The organism is Streptomyces sp. NPDC040589, assembly GCF_055594445.1.
This window is the reverse complement of the sequence record NZ_JBVIWP010000012.1, coordinates 217,049-240,073: the sequence shown is the minus strand read 5'-3', so window position 1 is coordinate 240,073 and position 23,025 is coordinate 217,049. Positions and strand designations below refer to the sequence as shown.

The following is a 23,025-nucleotide window of genomic DNA, read 5'->3' as shown; positions in this document are numbered from 1 at the left end:
AGGAGTGCAGTGGCAGCCAACGACCGGGCAGCAGCTCCCGGAAAATCCGGTGGGAGTGCCGGTACCGATGGCCTGATGCGCGCTTCACTGAGCGCCGTGGCACCCGGAACCGCCCTGCGTGACGGCCTGGAGCGGGTGCTCAGGGGCAACACCGGCGGTCTCATCGTGCTGGGCTCCGACAAGACGGTCGAGACGCTGTGCAGCGGCGGTTTCGTGCTGGACGTCGAGTTCACCGCGACCCGGCTGCGCGAGCTGTGCAAGCTGGACGGCGGCATCGTGCTGTCCTCGGACCTGTCGAAGATCCTGCGCGCGGGCGTGCAGCTGGTCCCGGACCCGACGATCCCCACGGAGGAGACCGGCACCCGGCACCGCACCGCGGACCGCGTCAGCAGGCAGGTCGGCTTCCCGGTGGTCTCGGTCTCCCAGTCGATGCGGCTGATCGCCCTGTACGTCGACGGCCAGCGCCGCGTCCTGGAGGACTCGGCGGCGATCCTGTCCCGCGCCAACCAGGCCCTCGCCACCCTGGAGCGCTACAAGCTCCGCCTCGACGAGGTCGCGGGCACGCTGTCGGCGCTGGAGATCGAGGACCTGGTGACCGTCCGGGACGTCTCGGCGGTCGCCCAGCGCCTGGAGATGGTGCGCCGCATCGCCACGGAGATCGCCGAGTACGTGGTGGAGCTGGGCACGGACGGGCGCCTGCTGGCCCTCCAGCTCGACGAGCTGATCGCCGGCGTGGAGCCCGAGCGCGAGCTGGTCGTCCGGGACTACGTCCCCGAGCCGACGGCCAAGCGGTCCCGCACGGTCGACGAGGCCCTGGCCGAGCTCGACGCGCTCACCCACGCCGAACTGCTCGAACTGCCCATCGTGGCCCGGGCGTTGGGTTACACGGGCTCACCCGAGACGCTGGACTCGGCGGTGTCCCCGCGCGGCTTCCGTCTCCTGGCCAAGGTGCCCCGGCTCCCCGGCGCGATCATCGACCGTCTGGTGGAGCACTTCGGCGGCCTGCAGAAGCTGCTCGCCGCGAGCGTCGACGACCTCCAGACGGTGGACGGCGTGGGCGAGGCCCGGGCGCGCAGCGTGCGCGAGGGCCTGTCGCGACTGGCGGAGTCGTCGATCCTGGAGCGGTACGTCTAGGAGCGGTACGTCCGGCCGTCGGCGCACGCTGATGCGTGAGGGGGGTGTTCCCGGCCGGGAACACCCCCCTCACGCATGAAGGCCACGCGGTCGACTGAACGACAAGCGGCTAATCGTTCTTCAGGACGAACGACGTCTGCACCTTCGCGTAGCCCGGAGCCTTGGCTTCCACCAGGAACGTGCCCGCCCCGGCCGAGCCCGAGGGAGGCGTGGCGCATTCGGGGGCGCTGGGCTTGCGGTCCCACTTCAGGGCGTAGGTGATGCCGCTGCCCGCGGGAACGCGGTACAGCCGGCTCCCGGCGACCCTGGGGCAGTCCTTGGAGGACCAGTAGTCGTCGTCGGCGCTCGCCTCGGCGATGGTGAACACCGCGTTCTTCGGCCCGAGATCGATCTTGCAGTCGTGGCCGGAGACGTTCCGCGCGGTCAGCAGGAACGTGGGCGTCTGCTCGGGGTCGTAGCTGTTGTGCTGGCTGCGCAGGCTGAACTTGACCATGCTCGCGGTGCAGTTGGGCAGCATGGAACCGGCCGGCAGCGTGTCGCCCGCGCCGACGCCGCCCACCGTGGTACCGCCGTCGTAGCCACCGGCACCGCCGGAGCCGCCCGAACCGCTCGACCCCTCGGCCCCGCCGGAGCCGGAACCGCCGCCGGAGCCCGTGCCGGAGCCGTCCCCGGAACCGCCGCCCGAGCCGTCACCGGAACCGCCGCCGGACCCTGCCCCGGACCCGGCCGACGAGCCGCCCGAGCCCTCGTCGCCCGACTCGTCGCGCCCGCCCGGCGCTTGGCTGATGGCCGGACCCGAACTCGACGGGCCGGGAGTGATGGAGGGCGCGGGATTCTTGCCGTTGGCGCCGTTGTCGCGGTCCTTGCCGCCGGTGCCGCCCATGGTCACGAGCCAGGTGGTCAGCAGCGCCAACAGGGCAGCCACGGACACCAGTACGACCCTCCGTCGCCAGTAGATGGAGGAGGGAAGCGGCCCGACCGGATTGCGCAGAGATCCCACGGCGCAAACCTTACGAGAGATCGGCGCGTTCGCCGGTCCCACCCGCCGCTCAGGCTCACAACTTTTCCGGATCATCATGCCGGAAGGAGCCGCCCCACCCCTGCCTTTCGTCAGGTACGGCACCTGACGATCGCTGGGTGTGACGGGATCGGCCCGTCACCTACCGTCCGTGACCATGGACTTCGAGGACACCGCTCTCTACCGCGACATCACCGACTTCGCCGACGGCTCCCCGGTGTGGATACGGCACGGGGCAGAGTTATGGACGGAGGCCGGACTGCTGGTCTTCGCCCTGCTGTTCGCATCCGCCTGGTGGCGTGCCCGCCGCGACACCCCCCACGCGTTCGCGATCGCGGCCCTTGCACCTCTGGCCACGGCTGTGGCGTATGCGTGCAGTGAGGTGCTCAAGTCCGCTGTCACGCAGGAGCGTCCGTGCCGGGCGGTCGCCGGTGCGGCGACGTCCCTGGCCGAGTGTCCGCCACACGGCGACTGGTCCTTCCCGTCCAACCACGCCACGATCGCGGGCGCCGCGGCCGTCGCCCTGGCCCTGGTCCGGCGCACACTCCTGTGGCTGACGGCCCCGCTCGCCCTGCTGATGGCCTTCTCCCGGGTCTACGTCGGCGTGCACTATCCGCACGACGTGGTCGCGGGGCTGGGCCTCGGCACACTCGTCGCCCTCGTCGCCGTACGGCTGGGCACGGGCCCGATGACGCGGCTGGCCGGGGCGATGCGCGGCTCGGCGTCACCGGCCGCGCGGTGGGTCATCGGGCCGGGGCCGGCGGGCGTGCCGTCGTACGGGACGCATGCGCGGTCCTGAGCCGACGGGGCGTCACGGTTCCACCAGTCCCGCCTCGTACGCCACGATCGCCGCCTGCACGCGGTTGCGCACGCCCAGCCGGTCCAGTACCGCGCTCACATACGCCTTCACCGTGCCCTCGACGAGGTGCAGCCGGGCGGCGATCTCCGGGTTGGACAGGCCGGCGCCGACCAGGCCGAGCACCTCGCGTTCGCGGGGGCTGAGGGCGGACACGCGGGCGCGTGCCTGTGCCTCGCGGGTGAGCCGGCCGCCGCCGAGGCCCTCGTCGATGACGTACCGGGCCACCTTCGGCGACAGGAACGCGGCGCCCGCGGCCACCGCCAGTACGCCGGCGATCAGTTCGTACGGGTCCCCGGACTTCAGCAGGAACCCGGTGGCGCCGCCGCCGAGGGCGCGGGTGACATAGGCGCCCTCGGAGAAGGTGGTGAGCATCGCGACGGCCGTGCCGGGCGCGGTCCGGACGATCTCCTCCGCCGCCGTGAGGCCGTCCAGGCGCGGCATGCGGATGTCGAGCAGGGCGACGTCCGGGCGGTGGGCGCGGGCCAGCTCGACCGCCTCGCGGCCGTCGCCCGCCTCGGCGACGACCTCCGTCTCCCCGCTGCTGCCCAGGATGGCGCGCACCCCGGCCCGCACCATCGTCTCGTCGTCGGCCAGCAGCACGCGGATCACTGTGAGAACTCCTCGTGTTCTTCCCGGCCTTCGCCGGACAGGCCGGCGCGCGGGACCACGTCCTTGGCGACGAGCCGCCCGGCGTCGAAACACAGTCTGAAGTGGTCGACGGAGACGAACAGCTCACCGCTCGCCCGGTAGTAACGGCAGTCGGCGCCCTCCGGTGCCGGTGTCGCCGCCCGATCGGCGGGCGGGTCGTTCACGTCCCGCTCGGGCAGCACGCGCTCGATGTCGGCGGCCGGGGCGCCCAGGCGCAGTGTCGCGTACGCGGCGGGTGCGAGCACCGAGTGCTTCTCCACGTACGCGTACCAGCCGAAGGCGCCAGCGACGAGGACGACGCCCGCGCCGGCCGCGATGCCGAGGCCGGCGGCCACGCGGCGGCGGGCGTGGGTGATCGGGGCGAGGGCGGGGGGTGCCGGTCTGGTCGCGGTCCGCTGTGCGGGGACGTACGCACTGACGCGGAAACCCTCCCCCTGCGGGCCCGCTTCGAACGTGCCGCCGACCGAGGTCACCGCGGTCCGCAGCCCGAGCAGGCCCGTGCCGCCCGCGGAGGGCCGGGAACTCGGCTCGGTAGGCGGGCCGTTGGTGAGCGTGACGGACGTCCCCCCGTCCCGCCCTGTCACCGCCACGGCCACGGGGGCGCCCGGGGCGTGCCGTGCCGCGTTGGTCAGCGCCTCCCGGGCCACGCGGTACAGCAGCCGTTCGGCGAGGCCGCCGGGGGGCGTGAGCGTGTCCTGCGCTGCGGGTTGCTCCCAGCGCACCGAGAGTCCGGACGCCGCGGCGCGGGCGACGAGTTGTTCCAGGGTCTCGCCCGCGGGGGTCAGCGGTGGCGGGTCGTCGTCCTCCCGCAGGACGCCGATGATGCGGTGCAGCCGGTCCGTGGCGTCGGCGGCCGCGCCACGCAGTTCGGCCGCCGCTGTCCGGTGTTCGCCGGTGAGGCCGGGGGCGACCTGGAGGGCGCCCGCGCGCAGGGCGATGAGGCTGAGCTCGTGGCCGAGGGAGTCGTGCATGTCCTGGGCGATCCTCGACCGCTCGCGCAGCCGGGCGCGTTCCTCGGCGAGGCGCTGCTCGTCCTCCAGGCGGGCCGCCCGCAGCCAGCCCTCCGCGGCCAGCTCGCGGCTCTGCCGCCAGTAGCGCCCGCCGAGCCAGGGGAAGACGCAGCCGAAGAGCAGCGTGCCCGTCATGACCAGCCACTCGGGGGCCGGGTCGACCCCGACGAGCACGATCCGCACGGTGCCCGCGCAGCCGACGGCGGCGAAGCACAGCACCGCGGGGCGGGCCCGGCCCGCCCGCAGCCCGAGCAGCAGCGCGGACACACCGAGGGCCGGGCCGTAGGAGACGGTGAACAGGGCCGGGGCGGCGGCCAGGCTCAGGGCGGCCGTCAGCCCGAAGGCGGCGAGCGGCAGCCGCCGGGACAGTCCGGCGGCAGCGGCCAGCATCGCCGCACCGGCCGCCTGCTGCCAGACCGTGCGCGGCTCGTTCAGACCGATCCGGTCAGCCGTGAGCGCGGGAAGGGCGAGGGCGGCCCAGAGGAGGGCGCCCCGGGCGAGCCGCGCCGAACGAGGTCGTTCCATTCGGCCGACGCTATCGGCGGACAGCGGGGCGGCACTGCTGCCGATCGTCAGGTACCTCGCCCTCTCGGGTCGCGGTGTGCCCGATTCGCGGCTCTCGCGTGGCAGGATCGAATGGCCATGACTGCTCCCACGAACACCCCGCGCACCAGCCCCGGCCCCATCGACACCGCGTCCGGCCCGCCGCCGGGCGGGGACCTGCACTCCCCCGTCATCGACTGGTTCGACGACAACGCCCGCGACCTGCCGTGGCGGCGCCCCGAGGCCGGGGCGTGGGGCGTGATGGTCAGTGAGTTCATGCTCCAGCAGACGCCGGTGAGCCGCGTCCTACCCGTCTACGAGCAGTGGCTGGCCCGCTGGCCCCGCCCCGCCGACCTGGCCAAGGAGGCGCCCGGCGAGGCCGTCCGCGCCTGGGGCCGGCTCGGCTACCCGCGCCGCGCGCTGCGGCTGCACGGCGCCGCCGTCGCCATAACGGAACGGCACGGCGGCGACGTACCCGCCGACCACGCCCAGTTGCTGGCGCTGCCCGGCATCGGCGAGTACACGGCGGCCGCCGTCGCCTCCTTCGCCTACGGGCAGCGGCACCCGGTGCTGGACACCAACGTGCGCCGGGTCTTCGCGCGCGCGGTCACCGGCGTGCAGTACCCGCCGAACGCCACCACCGCCGCCGAGCGCAAACTGGCCCGCGCGCTCCTCCCCGAGGATGAGCCGACCGCCGCCCGCTGGGCCGCCGCCTCCATGGAACTGGGTGCGCTCGTGTGCACGGCGAAGAGCGAGTCGTGCCACCGCTGCCCGATCGCCGCGCAGTGCGCGTGGCGGCTGGCGGGCAAGCCGGAGCACGACGGGCCTCCGCGCCGCGGCCAGACCTACGCGGGCACCGACCGGCAGGTCCGCGGGCGGCTGCTCGCCGTGCTGCGGGATGCCCACGCCCCGGTTCCCCAGGCGGCGCTGGACCGTGTGTGGCACGAGCCGGTGCAGCGGGCCCGCGCCCTGGACGGCCTGGTCGCCGACGGGCTGGTGGAGCCGCTGGCGGGCGGGATGTACCGGCTGCCGCTGGCCTGACGTACAGACAGATCACAGCCATGGGTCTCCCGTAACGGAGACGCAGGGTGGACAAATCGCCCCATAGTCACCCCAACACCACCACCGCTGTTCCCCGTTCCGACGGCCGTTACACAACCGACGGACAGCCGAGTGCTAGCCGAAGGCTGCTTCGGACAGCGCCGTGACAACGCCTCCGTACCTTCAAATGCGTTCCCGGAAGACACGGGACGACCAAGGAACACAGGCAGTGCACGGGCGGCGGGGAGCCGGCCGGAACGGGGAAACGGGAGGCGGTTCACCATGGCGCAGGGCGAGGTGCTCGAGTTCGAGGAGTACGTCCGCACCCGGCAGGACGCACTGCTGCGCAGTGCTCGCCGCCTGGTCCCGGACCCGACGGACGCGCAGGACCTGCTGCAGACGGCTCTGGTGCGGACCTACGGCCGCTGGGAGACCATCGAGGACAAGCGGCTGGCGGACGCCTACCTGCGCCGGGTGATGATCAACACGCGGACCGAGTGGTGGCGGGCCCGCAAGCTGGAGGAGGTCCCGACCGAGCAGCTCCCGGACGCCTCGGTCGACGACGCCACCGAGCAGCACGCGGACCGCGCCCTGCTGATGGACATCCTGAAGGTGCTCGCCCCGAAGCAGCGCAGTGTCGTGGTGCTGCGACACTGGGAGCAGATGTCCACGGAGGAGACGGCCGCCGCCCTCGGTATGTCGGCCGGAACGGTCAAAAGCACGCTGCACAGGGCGCTCGCCCGGCTCCGTGAGGAGCTGGAGTCCCGCGATCTGGACGCACGCGCGCTGGAGCGTGAGGAGCGGGAGCGGTGCGCGGCCTGACCGGCGAGGGGTCTGCACGGACCCGGGGCAGCATCCAGGCGGTGAGCACGGCATCGGCCGTGGTCACCGCCCTCGCCCTTTTCGTGTCCGGGTGTGGCGCCGGCGGCACCGGCGCCCGTGACGAGGGCCCGGCGCACGCCGACGCGGTGGCGGGCGCCACCGCGGCCACCCCCTCGGCCTCCCCGTCCAAGACGCCCGACACCGTGAACGCGGTCCGGCTCGTCAAGGACGACCCCAAGGTCTCCCCCGAGGTGAAGCGCGAGCTGAAGCCGTGCGTGGCCGACGAGTATCCCGTCGACGTGTCCTACGGCAAGCTGACCGGCGGCACGGCCGACGACGTCGTCGTCAATGTGCTGACCTGCGGTGACGCGGTGGGCGTGGGCAGTTATGTGTATCGCGAGCGGGACGGCTCGTACGAGAATGTGTTCAAGGCCGAGGAACCCCCGGTCTACGCGGAGATCGACCGCGGCGACCTGGTGGTGACCAAGCAGGTGTACGACAAGGGCGACCCGGTGTCGAGCCCCTCCGGGGAGAACGTGATCACGTACAGATGGGCTTCCGGCCGGTTCAGCGAGAAGTACCGCACGCACAACGACTACGGCAAGGTCGTCGGCGACAGCCCGTCGCCGGTGCCCGCGAGCTGACGCGGGCACGGCGTGCGTGAACCGATCGGGCCGCTCGGACCGATCTCTGGGTGAACGCGACGGACGGACCGTGCGTCCCCTGAGAGGACGGACCGTGCGGCCTTGAGAAGTACGCACCCCCACGACCCACACGAGGACTGAGAGCACCGGGATGGCAGACCAGACCCACGTTCTGTTCGTCGAGGACGACGACGTCATCCGCGAGGCCACGCAGCTCGCCCTGGAACGGGACGGCTTCGCGGTCACCGCGATGCCCGACGGCCTGTCGGGCCTGGAGGCGTTCCGCACGGACCGCCCCGACATCGCGCTGCTGGACGTCATGGTTCCCGGCCTCGACGGGGTCAGCCTGTGCCGCCGTATCAGGGACGAGTCGACCGTGCCGGTCATCATGCTGTCGGCGCGGGCCGACTCCATCGACGTGGTGCTGGGCCTGGAGGCGGGTGCCGACGACTATGTGACCAAACCGTTCGACGGGGCCGTGCTGGTCGCCCGGATCCGCGCGGTGCTGCGCCGCTTCGGGCACGCGGGCGGCGGCCGGGCCGAGGAGCCGGACTCCCCGGCGAGCGGCGGGATGCTGGCCTTCGGGGACCTGGAGGTCGACACCGAGGGCATGGAGGTCCGCCGGGCCGGGCAGCCGGTGGCGCTGACACCGACCGAGATGCGGCTGCTGCTGGAGTTCTCCTCGGCGCCGGGCACGGTGCTCTCCCGCGACAAACTGCTGGAGCGGGTGTGGGACTACGGCTGGGGCGGGGACACCCGCGTCGTCGACGTGCACGTGCAGCGGCTGCGACAGAAGATCGGCCAGGACCGTATCGAGACGGTCCGTGGTTTCGGCTACAAGTTGAAGGCCTGAGCAGGGGTTATGAGGGGGCATTTCCGGCGCCTGGTCGCCGCGGGCGTGGAACGAGCGGGGATCCGTACGGGCCTCAGATGGAAGCTGAGCGCGGCCATCGCGCTGGTCGGCGCGCTGGTGGCGATCGCGCTGAGCCTGGTCGTGCACAACGCCGCGCGGGTGTCGATGCTGGACAACGCGCGCGACCTCGCCGACGAGCGCATCATGATCGCCCAGCGCAACTTCGAGCTGTCCGGGCGGATGAACTTCCCCAACACCAAGATCGACGACCCGGATCTGCCGGAGGCGCTGCGGGACCGGGTCGAGGTGGGCCAGCGGGCGACCTACGTGGCGGACCGGGCGGGTGGCACGCCGGACATATGGGCCGCCGTGCCGCTGAAGAACGGGCATGTGATGTCCCTGCACTCGGGCTTCACGGACCGCAGCTCGGACATCCTTCAGGACCTCGACCAGGCCCTGCTCATCGGGTCCATCGCGGTCGTCCTCGGCGGCAGCGCGCTCGGCGTGCTCATCGGCGGGCATCTGTCGCGGCGGCTGCGCAAGGCGGCCGTCGCGGCCCACCAGCTCGCGGGCGGCGAGACGGACGTGCGGGTGCGGGACGCCATGGGCGGGGTCGTCCGGGACGAGACCGACGACCTGGCGAGCGCGGTGGACGCCATGGCGGACACGCTGCGGCAGCGCATAGAGGCGGAGCGGCGGGTCACCGCCGACATCGCGCACGAGCTGCGCACGCCGGTGACCGGGCTGCTGACCGCGGCCGAGCTGCTGCCGCCGGGGCGCCCGACCGAGCTGGTGCTGGACCGGGCGAAGGCCATGCGCACGCTCGTGGAGGACGTGCTGGAGGTGGCCCGGCTGGACGGGGCCTCGGAGCGGGCCGAGCTGCAGGACATCGTGCTGGGCGAGTTCGTCGCCCGGCGGGTGAGGGCCAAGGACCCGGCCATCGAGGTGCGGGTCGTGCACGAGTCGGAGGTCACGACCGACCCGCGGCGCCTGGAGCGGGTCCTGTTCAATCTCCTGGCCAACGCGGCCCGGCACGGCAAGCCGCCCATCGAGGTCACCGTCGAGGGCCGGGTCATCCGGGTCCGCGACCACGGCCCGGGCTTCCCCGAGGACCTGCTCGCCGAGGGACCGAGCCGCTTCCGCACCGGCAGCACGGACCGGGCCGGCCACGGCCACGGCCTCGGCCTGACCATCGCGGCCGGACAGTCCCGGGTCCTGGGCGCCCGCCTGACCTTCCGCAACGTCCGCACGCCCGGGACACCGGAGCAGCTGCCGGCCGAGGGCGCGGTGGCGGTGCTGTGGCTGCCGGAGCACGCGCCGACGAACACGGGGAGTTATCCGATGCTGCCGGGGGCGGAGGCGTAACGAGGTCCTGGGGACGACGGGACGTACGTGGGGCGGCGAGGCCGTGCGAGGGCCGTGTGGGGGCGCGCCAGGCCGCACGAGGCGCGGGCGAGGCCGTGCGAGGGCCGTGCGAGGGCGCGCCAGGCCGCACGAGGCGCGGGCGAGGCCGTGCGAGGGCCGTGTGGGGGCGCGCCAGGCCTCACGAGGTGCGGGCGAGGCCGGTGCGCTCGGGTATGGCGAAGGCCCCTGGGGTGATACCCCAGGGGCCTTCCGGGCGGGCCGGTCAGACGGACTCGGCCACCGGCGTCTGCGCGGCCGGGTCGTTCGCCGTGTCGTCGTCCGATGCCTTCGGTCCCGCTCCCTTCAGCGGGACCTCCGTCACGAACACGGCCGCCGCGAGTGCGACCACGGCCACCACGGCCCCGAGCAGGAACGCCGAGTGCGTGCCGGCCGAGACCGCGTGCTGGTAGGCCTCCCGGACCAGCACCGGCAACTTCTCCAGGCCCTTCGCGTCGATCTGCGCCGACTGCTCGGTCACCTTGGAGCCCAGCGCCCCGGCCCGCTCGGCCATGACGTCCTGGACGCGGTTGTTGAACAGCGCGCCCATGATCGCGACGCCGAAGGAGGAGCCGAGGGTGCGGAACAGCGTGGTGGACGAGGACGCGACGCCCATGTCCTTCATCTCGACGCTGTTCTGCGCGACCAGCATGGTGATCTGCATCAGACAGCCCATGCCGAGCCCGACCACGGCCATGAAGACACCGGAGGTGAGGCGGGAGGTGCCCGTGTCCATCGTGGAGAGCAGGTAGAGCCCGACGATCATCAGGACGCTGCCGAGGATCGGGAAGATCTTGTACTTGCCGGTGTTCGTGGTGACCCGCCCGGCGACCATCGACGTGACGAGCATCGCGCCGAGCATCGGCAGGAGCAGCAGCCCGGAGTTCGTCGCGGAAGCACCCTGCACGGACTGCTGGTACAGCGGCAGGAAGAGCGTGGCCCCGAACATCACGAAGCCGGTGACGAAGCCGATGACCGACATCAGCGTGAAGTTGCGGCTGCGGAAGATGTGCAGCGGCACGACCGGCTCTGCGGCCTTCGTCTGCCAGAACACGAACCCGACGAGCGCGGCGACCCCGATGCCGATCAGCTCCATGATCCGCGCGGAGCTCCAGGCGTACTCCGTGCCGCCCCAGGTGGTGACGAGCACGATCGCGGTGATGCCTATGGTCAGCAGGGCGGCGCCCAGGTAGTCGATCCGCGCCTCGGACCGCTTCTTCGGCAGGTGCAGCACCACGCTGACGGCGACCAGGGCGACCACGCCGAGCGGCAGGTTGATGTAGAACGCCCAGCGCCAGCCCCAGTTGTCGGTGATGGTGCCGCCGACCAGCGGACCGCCGATCATCGCCAGCGCCATGACGCCGGCCATCATGCCCTGGTACTTGCCCCGCTCCCGGGGCGGGATCAGATCACCGATGATCGCCATGACGCCGACCATCAGACCGCCGGCGCCGAGGCCCTGGACGGCACGGAAGCCGATCAGCTCGCCCATGTTCTGGGCCATGCCGCTGAGCGCCGAGCCGATCAGGAAGATGACGATGGACGTCATGAACGTGCCCTTGCGGCCGTACATGTCGCCGAGCTTGCCCCACAGCGGGGTGGAGGCCGCGGTCGCGAGCGTGTAGGCGGTGACGACCCAGGAGAGGTGTTCGAGCCCGCCCAGCTCACCGACGATCGTCGGCATCGCCGTACCGATGATCATGTTGTCGAGCATCGCGAGCATCATCGCGATCATCAGCGCGAGCAGCACGACCCGCACGCTCCTCGGCTGCTTCCCCCCGCCGTCGGCGCCGACCGCCGGTGTGTCCGTCGTGTCCGCCATCGCTTCCCACTCCCCCAGCTACCGCTACTTACTTGCCGACCGGCTAGTGACTACACTCGGAAGTTAGCTCCGGAACTAGCCGGGCGTCAAGTAAGTTTTATGGAAAGCGGGCGGCGTAGGAGGATGGGCGGCACCATGGACGGCACCAGGCAGCGGCGCCGCGGGAACACCCGCCAGCGCATCCAGGACGTGGCCCTCGAACTCTTCGTGGAGCAGGGCTACGAGAAGACGTCCCTGCGCGAGATCGCCGAGCGCCTGGATGTCACCAAGGCGGCGCTCTACTACCACTTCAAGACGAAGGAAGAGATCCTCGTCAGCATCTTCGAGGACCTCACACAGCCGATCGACGACCTGATCGAGTGGGGCCGGCGGCAGCCGCACACCCTCGAAACCAAGCAGGAGATCGTCCGCCGTTACGCCGAGGCGCTGTCCCACGCGGCGCCGCTGTTCCGCTTCATGCACGAGAACCAGGCGACGGTACGGGAACTGCGGATCGGCGACTCCTTCAAGGAGCGCATCCGCAGCCTGCGGGACACCATCATCGACCCGGACGCGGACCTGGTCGACCAGGTCCGCTGCGCCAGCGCGCTCTTCACGCTGCACGCCGGGATGTTCCTGCTCCAGGAAATGGAAGGCGACCCCGAGGAGAAGGACAAAGCCGTCCTCGAGGTCGCCACCGAACTGGTGACCCGGGCCCACCAGGGAGCCGGGGGCTCCTAGCGGCACCGCCGGGTCAGGGGGCGGTCGTCAGACCTTCACGCCCTTGGCGCGCAGGAACTTCACCGGGTCGACGGCCGAGCCGTAGTTCGCGGTCGTACGGATCTCGAAGTGCAGGTGCGGACCGCTCGAGTTGCCGGTGTTGCCGGACTTGGCGATCTCCTGGCCGGTCTTGACTATCTGGCCGACGTTCACGGTGACCTTCGACAGGTGGGCGTACTGGGAGTACGTGCCGTTGCCGTGCTTGATCACGACGGCGTTGCCGTAGGCGGGGCCGTCACCGGCGCCGTTGCCGCCGGCCTTGACCACGGTGCCGCCGTGCGCGGCGACGACCTGGGTGCCGCTCGGGACGGCGAAGTCCTGGCCGCTGTGGGTGGACTGCCACATGCCGCCGTTCTGGGCGAAGCTCGCGGAGAGCTTGTACTTCTTCACCGGGTCGACCCAGGACGGCTTGGCCTTCTTGGCGGCGGCCTTCTTGGCAGCGGCCTTCTTCGCGGCGGCGACCTTGGCGGCCTTCTCGGCCTTCACGGCCTCGGCCTTGGCGTGCTTGGCCTGGGCGGCGGCCTGCGCCTGGACGGCACTGGCGGCGCCGGACGCGGACGTGGTGTCGGCGGCGGACGCGACCCCGGCTCCCAGTGCGACCGAGACGCCAAGGCCGGCGGCCAGCACGGTCGCACGGGTGCGGAGCTGGGACGTACGGGAAGAACGGGACGTGACGCGCTGGGACATCGAAACCTCGTGTGGAAGGGGACGGAGAAACCACCCGGCGCACAGACGCTCGCCGAATGGCCATCCCTTGGTAACCCGAAGTCCGACAAACCCCAAAAAGCGTGATCTACGACTGAAGTTAGTAATTTGGTTCAGTGTTCCACGTCTCTTGACACAGCAGTCATAGGGGACGAATCAGCCCACTGCACTGCAGTTTCCCCTACCTCGCGCGGCAAAAGTCCCTTTCCTCCCGACCCGTTAGCAACTATTCCATCTAGTAACGGACATATCGCCTGTGCGCCATGTCACCGGAGGCCCTCTTCAGCCATTCCGGAAATGTGGCGCACGCCTCTAGGCACCTACCGTCCGGTAACCCTACGGTTCCCCTCACGCCACCCTCGCCCACGAACATGCACACGACATGTTGCAGCGTCACGGACGTGAGAGGACCCCCACGAATGCAGACCCGACGCCCCTGGTTGCGCCGCGCATCAGTGACCGCCGTATCGGCGGCGGCCCTCGTGGCGATGGCCGCACCGGCCGACGCCACGACCGCCACCCGTGCCTCCACGACCGCCACCGCCACGGCCGCCGCGGCGGACGTCGACTACACCACCTGGCAGAAGGACTGCCAGGCGGTGATGGCCCAGGCGCTGCCCTACCTGAAGCAGCGGATCGCGGCCACCAAGCCGGGTGAGAAGCAGGCGATCGTCTTCGACATCGACAACACCACGCTGGAGACCGATTTCGGCTTCAGTTACCCGCAGCCGGCCAACAAGCCGGTCCTGGAGGCCGCCAGATACGCCCAGGAGCGCGGTGTCGCCCTGTTCTTCGTGACCGCCCGCCCGGACATCGTCTACTCGTTCACCGAGTACAACCTCAAGCAGACCGGTTACCGGGTCTCCGGCCTCTACGTCCGGAACTTCATCGACCTCTTCAAGAACGTCGCCGAGTACAAGACGGCCCAGCGCGTCGACATCGAGAAGAAGGGCTACACGATCATCGCGAACATCGGCAACAGCGCCACCGATCTCTCGGGCGGCCATGCCGAGAAGACGTACAAGCTGCCGGATTACGACGGGCAGCTGTCGTAAAGCCGCAGGGCATGCGAAAGGGGCCGGTGCTTTTCAGCACCGGCCCCTCTCACTCAGCCGTGACGCTTACGCGTCCTTGCTCAGGTTCGGCCCGGTTCCACCGGCCGCCTGCTCGATCGGCGGGACGTCCGGGAGGGCCGCCTTCTCCTCACCCCGGAAGGTGAAGGTCTTGGCATCGCCCTCGCCCTCGGTGTCCACGACCACGATGTGACCGGGACGCAGCTCGCCGAAGAGGATCTTCTCCGACAGCGAGTCCTCGATCTCGCGCTGGATGGTGCGACGCAGCGGACGCGCACCCAGCACCGGGTCGTAGCCCCGCTGGGACAGCAGCTCCTTGGCGGACTGGGAGAGCTCGATGCCCATGTCCCGGTCCTTCAGGCGCTCGTCCACCTTGCCGATCATCAGGTCGACGATCTTGAGGATGTCGTCCTGGGTCAGCTGCGGGAAGACGACCACGTCGTCGACGCGGTTGAGGAACTCGGGACGGAAGTGCTGCTTGAGCTCGTCCGACACCTTGTTCTTCATGCGCTCGTAGTTGGACTTCGTGTCACCCGAGGCCGCGAAGCCCAGGTTGAAGCCCTTGGAGATGTCCCGGGTGCCGAGGTTGGTCGTCATGATGATGACCGTGTTCTTGAAGTCCACGACCCGGCCCTGGGAGTCGGTCAGGCGACCGTCCTCCAGGATCTGCAGCAGCGAGTTGAAGATGTCCGGGTGGGCCTTCTCGACCTCGTCGAAGAGGACGACGGAGAACGGCTTGCGGCGGACCTTCTCGGTCAGCTGGCCGCCCTCCTCGTAGCCCACGTAGCCGGGGGGCGAACCGAAGAGCCGCGACACCGTGTGCTTCTCGCTGAACTCCGACATGTCGAGGGAGATCAGCGCGTCCTCGTCGCCGAAGAGGAACTCGGCGAGCGCCTTGGACAGCTCGGTCTTACCGACACCGGACGGGCCGGCGAAGATGAACGAGCCACCGGGACGCTTCGGGTCCTTCAGACCGGCACGCGTACGGCGGATCGCCTTCGACAGCGCCTTGACGGCGTCGACCTGGCCGATGACCCGCTTGTGGAGCTCGTCCTCCATGCGCAGCAGACGCGAGGACTCCTCCTCGGTCAGCTTGAAGACCGGGATGCCGGTGGCGGTCGCGAGGACCTCGGCGATCAGCTCGCCGTCGACCTCGGCCACGACGTCCATGTCGCCGGCCTTCCACTCCTTCTCCCGCTTGGCCTTGGCGGCCAGGAGCTGCTTCTCCTTGTCGCGGAGGGAGGCGGCCTTCTCGAAGTCCTGCGAGTCGATCGCGGACTCCTTGTCCCGGCGGACACCGGCGATCTTCTCGTCGAACTCGCGCAGGTCCGGCGGCGCGGTCATCCGGCGGATGCGCATCCGGGAACCGGCCTCGTCGATCAGGTCGATCGCCTTGTCCGGCAGGAAGCGGTCCGAGATGTACCGGTCGGCCAGCGTGGCGGCCTGGACCAGCGCCTCGTCGGTGATCGAGACGCGGTGGTGGGCCTCGTACCGGTCACGGAGACCCTTGAGGATCTCGATCGTGTGCGGCAGGGACGGCTCCGCGACCTGGATGGGCTGGAAGCGGCGCTCGAGGGCCGCGTCCTTCTCCAGGTGCTTGCGGTACTCGTCCAGCGTGGTGGCACCGATGGTCTGCAGCTCACCGCGGGCCAGCATCGGCTTCAGGATGGAAGCCGCGTCGATGGCGCCCTCGGCGGCACCCGCACCGACCAGCGTGTGCAGCTCGTCGATGAACAGGATGATGTCGCCGCGGGTGCGGATCTCCTTGAGCACCTTCTTCAGGCGCTCCTCGAAGTCACCGCGGTAGCGGGAGCCGGCGACCAGCGCGCCGAGGTCCAGGGTGTAGAGGTGCTTGTCCTTGAGGGTCTCGGGCACCTCGCCCTTGACGATGGCCTGGGCGAGGCCCTCGACGACGGCGGTCTTGCCGACGCCGGGCTCACCGATCAGGACCGGGTTGTTCTTCGTACGGCGGGACAGCACCTGCATGACCCGCTCGATCTCCTTCTCGCGCCCGATGACCGGGTCGAGCTTGGACTCACGAGCGGCCTGGGTGAGGTTCCGGCCGAACTGGTCGAGGACCAGGGACGTCGAGGGCGTGCCCTCGGCAGGCCCGCCGGCGGTGGCGGTCTCCTTGCCCTGGTAACCGGAGAGCAGCTGGATGACCTGCTGCCGCACCCGGTTGAGATCTGCGCCCAGCTTGACGAGGACCTGGGCGGCGACGCCCTCGCCCTCGCGGATCAGGCCGAGCAGGATGTGCTCCGTGCCGATGTAGTTGTGGCCCAGCTGAAGGGCCTCGCGGAGCGACAGCTCCAGGACCTTCTTGGCACGGGGGGTGAAGGGGATGTGCCCGGACGGGGCCTGCTGCCCCTGCCCGATGATCTCCTCCACCTGCTGGCGGACCGCCTCGAGCGAAATCCCGAGGCTCTCAAGGGCCTTGGCGGCGACACCTTCACCCTCGTGGATCAGGCCCAGGAGGATGTGCTCAGTGCCGATGTAGTTGTGGTTGAGCATCCGGGCTTCTTCCTGAGCCAGGACGACAACCCGCCGCGCGCGGTCGGTGAACCTCTCGAACATCGTTAATCGCTCCTCAGAGCGGTCAGGCAGTGGGGGGAACTTCCCCTCCCTGTCCTTCCGCAGCTTAGTCCCGCAAGCGGGGACCGCTCATTCCAACTGCCGACACCGTCGATGGCCTCCTGACCCCGAACGCCGACATCTGCTCCAACCCGATGGTGCGAGACGATGTTCCCGCAGGCCAGGCAGTTACCCCCATCGCCAGTACGCCGATGGCGAACGTGAGACGGCCTTTCCTGCGTGTCGCCCCCTCCCACTAGGGATGTCTTACCCGTAGAGCCCGGATGTCCATGCCGGGTGCCCCGGTTCCCTCCGCTACGGGCGAACAACCTTGCGCCTCCCGGCAACCCCCCGCACGCCCCGTTTCGCCACTCTGTGCGCTCGCGATGGAACCCAGCGTAACTCGCACGTCCTTCCGGCGGTTGCACGTGGCATGTTCGGCGCCCCGCACCCCGTGACCGCGTCCGCGCTCGTCCCGCTCCCCCGCCGGCCGCTCGACGAGAGCTGCCGGGTCCGGCGGTGGTACGAGAGGGAACTGGGCTGGCCGACGGTGCCCGGGGATCCGGCGCGGCTGGCGGCCGGCGTTCGCTTCGACGTCCTGGACGTACCGGCCGAGGCCGGACACGCGGCGCTGCGGCACCTGGGGCCGGGCTCTCCCGTGGCCGTACGGGGCGACCGCATGCGGCTGCTGGTGGCCGCCGGCAGCGCGGAGGAGTTGCCCGGGCTGCTGGAGTGGCTGGAGTGGGGGTCGCTGGCGCTCGACCTGGTCGCGATCGGCGCGGGCGGGTCCATGGAGGCTCCGGTGCCGGGCGGGGTGAGCGGGGCGGGTGGGGTCAGCGGGGCGGGCGGGGTGCCGCCGAGTGTGACGGACGCCTTGTCGCCCTGCGAGGCGGAGGGGCTGTCGCCCCGTGGCAACGTGCTGCTGCCCGGCCAGAGAGCCACGCAGGTGCCTCCTGGGGCGGCTGCGGCGCCGGCTCCCGACAGGGCCGGGCCGTTCACCGGCCGGCCGTTCCCCCTGGACCCGGTCGGTTCCCAGGGGGCCGCCGTGTGGCTGCGGCCCCCCGAGCCGGGATGCGAGGTCGAGACCTCGCTGCCGACACTGTCGGCCTTGGGGGGCGGTGGAAACGCCCCCGATCTCGTACGGCTGGTGGACACGGTGGCCACGCACTGCCACCGGGTCCGGCTGCGACGCGCGTGCGCCCAGCCGCCGGCCTTGCGTACGCAAGGTCAGTAGTGCCGCTGTTCAGCCGTTGGCCTTCTCGTAGGCCTCGCGGATGGTCGCGGGGACACGGCCGCGGTCGTTGACCTCGTAGCCGTTCTCCTTCGCCCAGGCGCGGATGGCCGCCGTGTCCTGGCTGCCGCTCGACGCCGCGCGCGTCTTTCCGCGCCCGCCCGAAGCGCGGCCTCCGGTACGACGACCGCCCTTCACGTAAGGCTCGAGAAGGCCACGGAGCTTGTCCGCATTGGCGGTGGTGAGATCGATCTCGTACGTCTTGCCGTCCAGCGCAAACGTCACGGTCTCGTCCGCCTCGCCACCGTCGAGGTCGTCGACAAGAAGGACCTGAACCTTCTGTGCCACCGGATTTCCTTTCATCGATATCTTCAGGGCCGGGGAGTGTGCCGGCGTCCGCCGTATCGCCGTCCCCTGTTATATGCAGTACTGCAGTACGTCGGAAAGCAAACCGCTTTTGCCGGAAAAACACAAACCCTCGGCAGAGACCGGGAGCCCTGGCTCCGTCCGGAAACGTGCGCGTTTCGGACATAGGGCACCGGGGCAGGTGTCGATCCCCGAATCGCCGACGATCACAGATGCAGAAGCATCCGGCTGTTGCCCAAGGTGTTCGGTTTCACTCGTTCGAGACCGAGGAACTCCGCGACACCCTCGTCATAGGAACGCAGCAGCTCCGCGTAGACATCCGTGTCGACCGGCGTCTCACCGATCTCCACGAAGCCGTGCTTGACGAAGAAGTCGACTTCGAAGGTCAGACAGAAAACGCGACGAACGCCGAGCCAGCGGGCGGTGTGCAGCAACTTCTCCAGCAACTGGTGTCCGACGCCCGCGCCCTTCAGGCCGGGCTTCACCGCGAGAGTGCGGACTTCCGCGAGGTCTTCCCACATCACGTGCAGGGCGCCACAGCCGACGACCTCCGCGTTGTCGTCCCGTTCCGCGACCCAGAACTCCTGGATGTCCTCGTAAAGCGTCACCGTTGCTTTGTCGAGCAGGTTGCCGCCGCGGACGTAGGCGTCAAGGAGACGGCGCACCGCCGGGACATCGCTGGTGCGGGCCCGTCGGACGGTGATGGCTTTTGCGGTGGCTTCGGGGCTCTTCGCGGACATGGGCGGACGCTATCGCCCGCCGCGGTCCTGAGCGGAGGCGGGGTTCTGGGGGGCGGGGTTCTCGGGGGCCGGGGTCGAATCAGACGCTTCGGTCGGTTCCTGGGTTTCCGGGACCTGGGCGATGCGTACGGCATCGCGGAGAGCCTGTCGCTGTTCCTCGCTCATCATGCCGAAGAAGGCGACGAGAGCGGCGGCGGGGTTGTCACTCTGCGACCAGGCGTCGTTCATCAGGGCCGCGGCGTAGGCGGCGCGTGTGGAGACCGCCTCATATCGATAGGCGCGGCCTTCCGCCTCGCGGCGCACCCAGCCCTTCTGATGGAGATTGTCCAAAACGGTCATCACGGTGGTGTACGCGATGGACCGCTCCTTCTGAAGATCTTCCAGGACTTCTCGAACGGTCACCGGGCGGTTCCACTTCCACACCCGCGACATGACCGCGTCTTCGAGTTCTCCCAATGGGCGAGGCACAGCTCAGAACAATAGTGGGAGATCTCGGTAATGGCGTGGCGGACGTGCGCTTCAGCGGCGAACCGGAACAAAAAGGGCGTACGACTCGTGGCTGCGGGCCTCGCGGTGGGCGGGCCGCGCCGAGTCGTACGCCGTCGGCGGGGTGAGGCGGGGGTGGGGCCGGTCAGGCCTTCGGGGTGCTCGCGGAGGACTGGCGGGCGCCCTCCACGCGCGCGAGGGCGGCGTCCACGGCCGCGTCCTCCTTGGCCTTGTTGGCGCCGCCCTGTGTCTTCACGATCACCCGGATCACGCCGATGAAGAAGACGGCCATGACGACCGGGGGCAGCAGCGCGGAGACATAGTCCATGGATCCAGGGTAGCCACGTCAGCCCGCGGCGAGCTGCTGGGGGTTCGCGGGGGGCGGCGGGGTGGGCTTGCGGCGCGGGAAGACCTCGCCCGGGGTGGGGATCGGGCGACTGGGTTTCGGGGTGCCCGGGGCGGGAGCGGGGGTCGGAGCCGGGGCGGGCTTGGGGGCCGGTTTCGGGGCCGGTGGCTTGCGGGCGGGCTTCTTCTCGGGCGGCTGTCCGGGAGTGTCCTTGGCGGAGTCCCCCCGGCTGGAGAGGCCTCCCGCCAGGGCCAGCAGGCGGGTGCGGGCGGCGGGGACGGTGGGGGTGGCGGGATCGGTGGGAGCGGCGGGGGTCATCCGGGTGACCGGGTGGGTGGTTCGGGAGTGCTGCCGCGCGTGGGTGCGTACGTGCCGCTCGGCGAGCAGGCGGCAGCGGTCCAGGAGGGCTGCGGCGGCGGGGTTGCCTCGCAGGGCGCGGAGGGCGGTGAGGTCGTGGGGGTGGGGGCGGTATCCGGCGCCCAAGGCCTCGTCCAGGAGGGTGAGGTACCCGGCGGCGGTGCCGGGCAGGGCGGCGCGGTACCGGCCGAGATCGGCCACGAGGAAGGCACGCAGCCTGGCTCCCTCCCGCGTCGCCTCGTCGAGCGACTCTGCTAGGCGGAGGCAGTCCTGGACGTCGTCGGACGAGGCGGTGGTGGGGTGGAGGGCGAGGGCGAGAGCGCGGCGGAGCACACGCAGCTCCTCCACGCCGAACGCCATGCCGCCGCGGGATCCGTATGGCGTGGGCATGTGGCGACGATACGCGCTAATCAGACAAATTACGCATAGGGGATGGGTGTGGCGTGGGGGACCACTCGGGTGCGCGTCGCGCCTGCGCGGTGGTGGTGGGTCGGGGCCGCGTCGGGGGGTGTCCGTCCTCGGAACGGCGCGATGGGGTGAGAGACCGACTGACTGGCGTTGACGCGCCAACCGCTGCGGGCGGACACCCCCCGACACGTCCCCTTCCGTGCGTACGCGGCTGCGGGCGCGTCGTGGTTGCCCTGGCTGCGCGTGCCTCCCCCAGTGCCTCAAGGGCCTGGGAGGTGCCCCCAGGGCGGCACGGGTGGACGGTGGGGGTTCCCCGCTCGAGCGAAGCCGAGAGTGGGGGAGGCACCCCGCCACGCCGGGCTGCGGGCCCACCCGGCCTCAGCGACGACGCCGGTGGCCGCTCACATACGGGACACGTTCCGCTCGTACACCAGACGCAAGCCGATCAGTGTCAGCCACGGCTCGTGCTCGTCGATGACCGACGACTCGCCCAGGACCATCGGCGCGAGGCCGCCCGTTGCGATCACGGTGACGTCCTCCGGGTCCTCCGACAGCTCGCGCGCCATGCGGTTGACGACGCCGTCGACCTGGCCGGCGAAGCCGTAGATGACGCCCGACTGCATCGCCTCGACCGTGTTCTTGCCGATGACGCTGCGGGGCCGGGCCACCTCGATCTTGCGGAGCTGGGCGCCGCGGACGCCGAGGGCCTCGACGGAGATCTCGATGCCGGGCGAGATGACCCCGCCGACGTACTCGCCGCGCGCGCTGATCGCGTCGAACGTCGTCGCCGTGCCGAAGTCGACGACGATGGCGGGACCGCCGTAGAGCTCGACCGCCGCGACCGCGTTGATGATGCGGTCGGCGCCGACCTCCTTGGGGTTGTCCATGAGGATCGGGACGCCCGTCTTGACGCCCGGTTCGACGAGGATGGCGGGCACGTCGCCGTAGTAGCGGCGGGTCACCTCGCGGAGTTCGTGCAGGACCGAGGGGACGGTCGCGCAGATGGCGATGCCGTCGATGCCGTCGCCCAGTTCGTCGCCGAGGAGCGGGTGCATGCCCATCAGGCCCTGGAGGAGGACCGCAAGTTCGTCGGCGGTGCGGCGCGCGTCCGTGGAGATGCGCCAGTGTTCGACGATGTCTTCGCCGTCGAACAGGCCCAGGACGGTGTGGGTGTTTCCTACGTCGATCGTGAGCAGCATGACCCGTACCCGCCCTACTCCGCCGGCCGCAGGTCGAGGCCGATGTCCAGGATCGGCGAGGAGTGGGTGAGGGCTCCGACGGCCAGGTAGTCGACGCCGGTGTCCGCGTAGGCCTTGGCGTTGTCGAGGGTCAGGCGGCCCGACGCCTCCAGAGCGGCGCGGCCCTGGACGATGGCCACCGCCTCCTCGCACTCGCCCGGCGTGAAGTTGTCCAGGAGGATCAGGTCCGCGCCGGCGTCCAGGACCTCGCGGAGCTGGTGCAGGGTGTCGACCTCGACCTCGATGGGGACCTCGGGGAAGCGGTCGCGGACCGCCTGGAAGGCCTGGGCGACGCCGCCCGCGGCGACCACGTGGTTGTCCTTGACCAGGGCCGCGTCCGAGAGGGACATGCGGTGGTTGACGCCGCCGCCGCAGCGGACCGCGTACTTCTCGAGGCTGCGGAGGCCGGGGGTCGTCTTGCGGGTGTCGCGGACCTTGGCCTTGGTGCCGTCGAGGGTGTCCGCCCACGCGCGCGTGGCCGTGGCGATGCCCGACAGGCGGCACAGGATGTTCAGCGCGCTGCGTTCGGCCGTGAGGAGGTCGCGGGTGCGGGTGGTGACGGAGAGGAGCTTCTGGCCCGCCTCCACGCGGTCGCCGTCCTCCGCGTGGCGTTCGATGGCCAGTTCCTCTTCGCAGACGACCGAGATGACGGCTTCCGCGATCCGGAGGCCGGCCACGACTCCTGCTTCACGTGCGGTGAAGTCGGCGGTGGCCACCGCGTCCTCGGGGATCGTCGCCACCGTCGTCACGTCCACGCCGTTGGCCAGGTCCTCCTGGACGGCCACGTTGGCGATGTCCTCGATCTCGACGGGGTCGAGGCCGGCGTCGGCCAGGAGCTGGGCGAGTGCGGGGTCCAGGCCGCACTCCAGGTACGTCTCCTCGTCCGCGCCGCAGGCACAGCCGTCGCCGCAGCCTCCGGACGAGGCGAGGGGAAGGTCGGGGGTGGTCAC

General features: G+C 70.8%; 23 protein-coding genes. 10 read left to right on the top strand and 13 right to left on the bottom strand.

All coding sequences use genetic code 11. The features are described 5' to 3' along the window. Positions 1–9: 9 nt before the first annotated feature. Positions 10–1,134 (top strand): DNA integrity scanning diadenylate cyclase DisA, encoded by a 1,125-nt coding sequence (disA, locus tag ACZ58V_RS37320; RefSeq protein WP_382585555.1) that lies wholly within the window; start codon positions 10–12, stop codon positions 1,132–1,134. 109 nt (positions 1,135–1,243) lie between these two features. On the opposite strand, the gene ACZ58V_RS37315 is transcribed toward disA, so the two are convergent. Then, positions 1,244–2,134, bottom strand: coding sequence for a hypothetical protein (locus tag ACZ58V_RS37315; protein WP_471295651.1), 891 nt, complete (start codon positions 2,132–2,134; stop codon positions 1,244–1,246). Positions 2,135–2,309: 175 nt separating this feature from the next. On the opposite strand from ACZ58V_RS37315, the gene ACZ58V_RS37310 reads away from it, so the two are divergent. Further along, the gene (locus ACZ58V_RS37310) at positions 2,310–2,951 is read left to right on the top strand and encodes a phosphatase PAP2 family protein (RefSeq protein WP_471295648.1); all 642 of its coding nucleotides are present in this window, start codon (positions 2,310–2,312) and stop codon (positions 2,949–2,951) included. Positions 2,952–2,963: 12 nt separating this feature from the next. On the opposite strand, the gene ACZ58V_RS37305 is transcribed toward ACZ58V_RS37310, so the two are convergent. Together ACZ58V_RS37305 and ACZ58V_RS37300 are read right to left on the bottom strand one after the other, a co-directional pair. Then, the gene (locus tag ACZ58V_RS37305; RefSeq protein WP_471295646.1) at positions 2,964–3,620 is read right to left on the bottom strand and encodes a response regulator; all 657 of its coding nucleotides are present in this window, start codon (positions 3,618–3,620) and stop codon (positions 2,964–2,966) included. After that, positions 3,617–5,194, bottom strand: a complete 1,578-nt coding sequence (locus ACZ58V_RS37300; protein WP_471295644.1) for a sensor histidine kinase — start codon at positions 5,192–5,194, stop codon at positions 3,617–3,619. The genes ACZ58V_RS37305 and ACZ58V_RS37300 overlap by 4 nt, the downstream gene beginning before the upstream one ends. A gap of 117 nt (positions 5,195–5,311) precedes the next feature. On the opposite strand from ACZ58V_RS37300, the gene ACZ58V_RS37295 reads away from it, so the two are divergent. The 5 genes from ACZ58V_RS37295 (at position 5,312) to cseC (ending at position 9,937) form a co-directional block, all read left to right on the top strand. Further along, the gene (locus ACZ58V_RS37295; RefSeq protein ID WP_468192492.1) at positions 5,312–6,253 is read left to right on the top strand and encodes an HhH-GPD family protein; all 942 of its coding nucleotides are present in this window, start codon (positions 5,312–5,314) and stop codon (positions 6,251–6,253) included. 282 nt (positions 6,254–6,535) lie between these two features. Continuing rightward, positions 6,536–7,075, top strand: coding sequence for a SigE family RNA polymerase sigma factor (locus tag ACZ58V_RS37290; RefSeq protein WP_030251439.1), 540 nt, complete (start codon positions 6,536–6,538; stop codon positions 7,073–7,075). Then, on the top strand, positions 7,063–7,719 hold the full coding sequence (locus ACZ58V_RS37285) for a hypothetical protein (protein WP_468192493.1): 657 nt from the start codon (positions 7,063–7,065) through the stop codon (positions 7,717–7,719). Before ACZ58V_RS37290 ends, ACZ58V_RS37285 begins: the two co-directional genes overlap by 13 nt. A gap of 151 nt (positions 7,720–7,870) precedes the next feature. Then, on the top strand, positions 7,871–8,572 hold the full coding sequence (gene cseB / locus ACZ58V_RS37280; protein ID WP_468192494.1) for a two-component system response regulator CseB: 702 nt from the start codon (positions 7,871–7,873) through the stop codon (positions 8,570–8,572). Between the two features lie 9 nt (positions 8,573–8,581). Further along, a complete protein-coding gene (gene cseC / locus ACZ58V_RS37275; protein ID WP_471295641.1) occupies positions 8,582–9,937 on the top strand; it encodes a two-component system sensor histidine kinase CseC in 1,356 nt (451 codons plus the stop codon). 262 nt (positions 9,938–10,199) lie between these two features. On the opposite strand, the gene ACZ58V_RS37270 is transcribed toward cseC, so the two are convergent. Continuing rightward, positions 10,200–11,795 carry an MDR family MFS transporter gene (locus tag ACZ58V_RS37270; protein ID WP_471295639.1) on the bottom strand — a complete coding sequence of 532 codons (1,596 nt, stop codon included), beginning with the start codon at positions 11,793–11,795 and terminating at the stop codon, positions 10,200–10,202. Positions 11,796–11,918: 123 nt separating this feature from the next. Between ACZ58V_RS37270 and ACZ58V_RS37265 the strand changes: the two genes are divergently transcribed. Beyond that, complete coding sequence (locus tag ACZ58V_RS37265; protein ID WP_471295636.1) at positions 11,919–12,515, top strand: TetR/AcrR family transcriptional regulator; 597 nt, start codon at positions 11,919–11,921, stop codon at positions 12,513–12,515. A gap of 27 nt (positions 12,516–12,542) precedes the next feature. Here the strand turns inward: ACZ58V_RS37265 and ACZ58V_RS37260 are convergent, their stop codons facing one another. Then, entirely contained in the window at positions 12,543–13,241 is a 699-nt protein-coding gene (locus ACZ58V_RS37260; RefSeq protein WP_471295634.1) for a M23 family metallopeptidase, read from the bottom strand. A gap of 437 nt (positions 13,242–13,678) precedes the next feature. Between ACZ58V_RS37260 and ACZ58V_RS37255 the strand changes: the two genes are divergently transcribed. Further along, complete coding sequence (locus ACZ58V_RS37255; RefSeq protein WP_468192501.1) at positions 13,679–14,314, top strand: HAD family acid phosphatase; 636 nt, start codon at positions 13,679–13,681, stop codon at positions 14,312–14,314. A 66-nt stretch (positions 14,315–14,380) separates the two neighbouring features. Here the strand turns inward: ACZ58V_RS37255 and ACZ58V_RS37250 are convergent, their stop codons facing one another. Further along, positions 14,381–16,906, bottom strand: coding sequence for an ATP-dependent Clp protease ATP-binding subunit (locus tag ACZ58V_RS37250; RefSeq protein ID WP_468192503.1), 2,526 nt, complete (start codon positions 16,904–16,906; stop codon positions 14,381–14,383). 430 nt (positions 16,907–17,336) lie between these two features. Here ACZ58V_RS37250 and ACZ58V_RS37245 point away from each other — a divergent pair, with 430 nt between their 5' ends. Then, positions 17,337–18,137 (top strand): SCO3374 family protein, encoded by an 801-nt coding sequence (locus ACZ58V_RS37245; protein WP_471295631.1) that lies wholly within the window; start codon positions 17,337–17,339, stop codon positions 18,135–18,137. Between the two features lie 9 nt (positions 18,138–18,146). Here the strand turns inward: ACZ58V_RS37245 and ACZ58V_RS37240 are convergent, their stop codons facing one another. From ACZ58V_RS37240 to nadC, 7 genes are all read right to left on the bottom strand, one after another. Then, positions 18,147–18,482: a histone-like nucleoid-structuring protein Lsr2 gene (locus tag ACZ58V_RS37240; RefSeq protein ID WP_094057033.1), complete on the bottom strand. Its 336-nt coding sequence runs from the start codon at positions 18,480–18,482 to the stop codon at positions 18,147–18,149. A 224-nt stretch (positions 18,483–18,706) separates the two neighbouring features. After that, positions 18,707–19,240: an amino-acid N-acetyltransferase gene (locus ACZ58V_RS37235; RefSeq protein WP_189725877.1), complete on the bottom strand. Its 534-nt coding sequence runs from the start codon at positions 19,238–19,240 to the stop codon at positions 18,707–18,709. 9 nt (positions 19,241–19,249) lie between these two features. Beyond that, the gene (locus tag ACZ58V_RS37230; RefSeq protein ID WP_471295691.1) at positions 19,250–19,672 is read right to left on the bottom strand and encodes a BlaI/MecI/CopY family transcriptional regulator; all 423 of its coding nucleotides are present in this window, start codon (positions 19,670–19,672) and stop codon (positions 19,250–19,252) included. A 199-nt stretch (positions 19,673–19,871) separates the two neighbouring features. After that, entirely contained in the window at positions 19,872–20,054 is a 183-nt protein-coding gene (locus ACZ58V_RS37225) for a hypothetical protein (RefSeq protein ID WP_184594804.1), read from the bottom strand. An 18-nt stretch (positions 20,055–20,072) separates the two neighbouring features. Continuing rightward, positions 20,073–20,789, bottom strand: a complete 717-nt coding sequence (locus tag ACZ58V_RS37220) for a hypothetical protein (RefSeq protein ID WP_471295689.1) — start codon at positions 20,787–20,789, stop codon at positions 20,073–20,075. 449 nt (positions 20,790–21,238) lie between these two features. After that, positions 21,239–22,036 carry a type III pantothenate kinase gene (locus ACZ58V_RS37215; protein ID WP_184594802.1) on the bottom strand — a complete coding sequence of 266 codons (798 nt, stop codon included), beginning with the start codon at positions 22,034–22,036 and terminating at the stop codon, positions 21,239–21,241. Between the two features lie 14 nt (positions 22,037–22,050). Beyond that, positions 22,051–23,025, bottom strand: a complete 975-nt coding sequence (gene nadC / locus ACZ58V_RS37210) for a carboxylating nicotinate-nucleotide diphosphorylase (protein ID WP_471295628.1) — start codon at positions 23,023–23,025, stop codon at positions 22,051–22,053.

Excerpts from the sequence above, each read along its gene's own strand:
- cseC (WP_471295641.1), top strand. The coding sequence starts at position 8,582 with ATGAGGGGGCATTTCCGGCGCCTGGTCGCCGCGGGCGTGGAACGAGCG.
- ACZ58V_RS37295 (WP_468192492.1), top strand. The coding sequence starts at position 5,312 with ATGACTGCTCCCACGAACACCCCGCGCACCAGCCCCGGCCCCATCGAC.
- ACZ58V_RS37250 (WP_468192503.1), bottom strand. The coding sequence starts at position 16,906 with ATGTTCGAGAGGTTCACCGACCGCGCGCGGCGGGTTGTCGTCCTGGCT.
- ACZ58V_RS37270 (WP_471295639.1), bottom strand. The coding sequence starts at position 11,795 with ATGGCGGACACGACGGACACACCGGCGGTCGGCGCCGACGGCGGGGGG.
- cseB (WP_468192494.1), top strand. The coding sequence starts at position 7,871 with ATGGCAGACCAGACCCACGTTCTGTTCGTCGAGGACGACGACGTCATC.
- ACZ58V_RS37265 (WP_471295636.1), top strand. The coding sequence starts at position 11,919 with ATGGGCGGCACCATGGACGGCACCAGGCAGCGGCGCCGCGGGAACACC.
- ACZ58V_RS37290 (WP_030251439.1), top strand. The coding sequence starts at position 6,536 with ATGGCGCAGGGCGAGGTGCTCGAGTTCGAGGAGTACGTCCGCACCCGG.
- ACZ58V_RS37300 (WP_471295644.1), bottom strand. The coding sequence starts at position 5,194 with ATGGAACGACCTCGTTCGGCGCGGCTCGCCCGGGGCGCCCTCCTCTGG.
- ACZ58V_RS37255 (WP_468192501.1), top strand. The coding sequence starts at position 13,679 with ATGCAGACCCGACGCCCCTGGTTGCGCCGCGCATCAGTGACCGCCGTA.
- ACZ58V_RS37310 (WP_471295648.1), top strand. The coding sequence starts at position 2,310 with ATGGACTTCGAGGACACCGCTCTCTACCGCGACATCACCGACTTCGCC.
- ACZ58V_RS37230 (WP_471295691.1), bottom strand. The coding sequence starts at position 19,672 with ATGTCGCGGGTGTGGAAGTGGAACCGCCCGGTGACCGTTCGAGAAGTC.
- ACZ58V_RS37215 (WP_184594802.1), bottom strand. The coding sequence starts at position 22,036 with ATGCTGCTCACGATCGACGTAGGAAACACCCACACCGTCCTGGGCCTG.
- ACZ58V_RS37235 (WP_189725877.1), bottom strand. The coding sequence starts at position 19,240 with ATGTCCGCGAAGAGCCCCGAAGCCACCGCAAAAGCCATCACCGTCCGA.
- ACZ58V_RS37245 (WP_471295631.1), top strand. The coding sequence starts at position 17,337 with ATGTTCGGCGCCCCGCACCCCGTGACCGCGTCCGCGCTCGTCCCGCTC.
- ACZ58V_RS37220 (WP_471295689.1), bottom strand. The coding sequence starts at position 20,789 with ATGGCGTTCGGCGTGGAGGAGCTGCGTGTGCTCCGCCGCGCTCTCGCC.
- ACZ58V_RS37260 (WP_471295634.1), bottom strand. The coding sequence starts at position 13,241 with ATGTCCCAGCGCGTCACGTCCCGTTCTTCCCGTACGTCCCAGCTCCGC.
- ACZ58V_RS37225 (WP_184594804.1), bottom strand. The coding sequence starts at position 20,054 with ATGGACTATGTCTCCGCGCTGCTGCCCCCGGTCGTCATGGCCGTCTTC.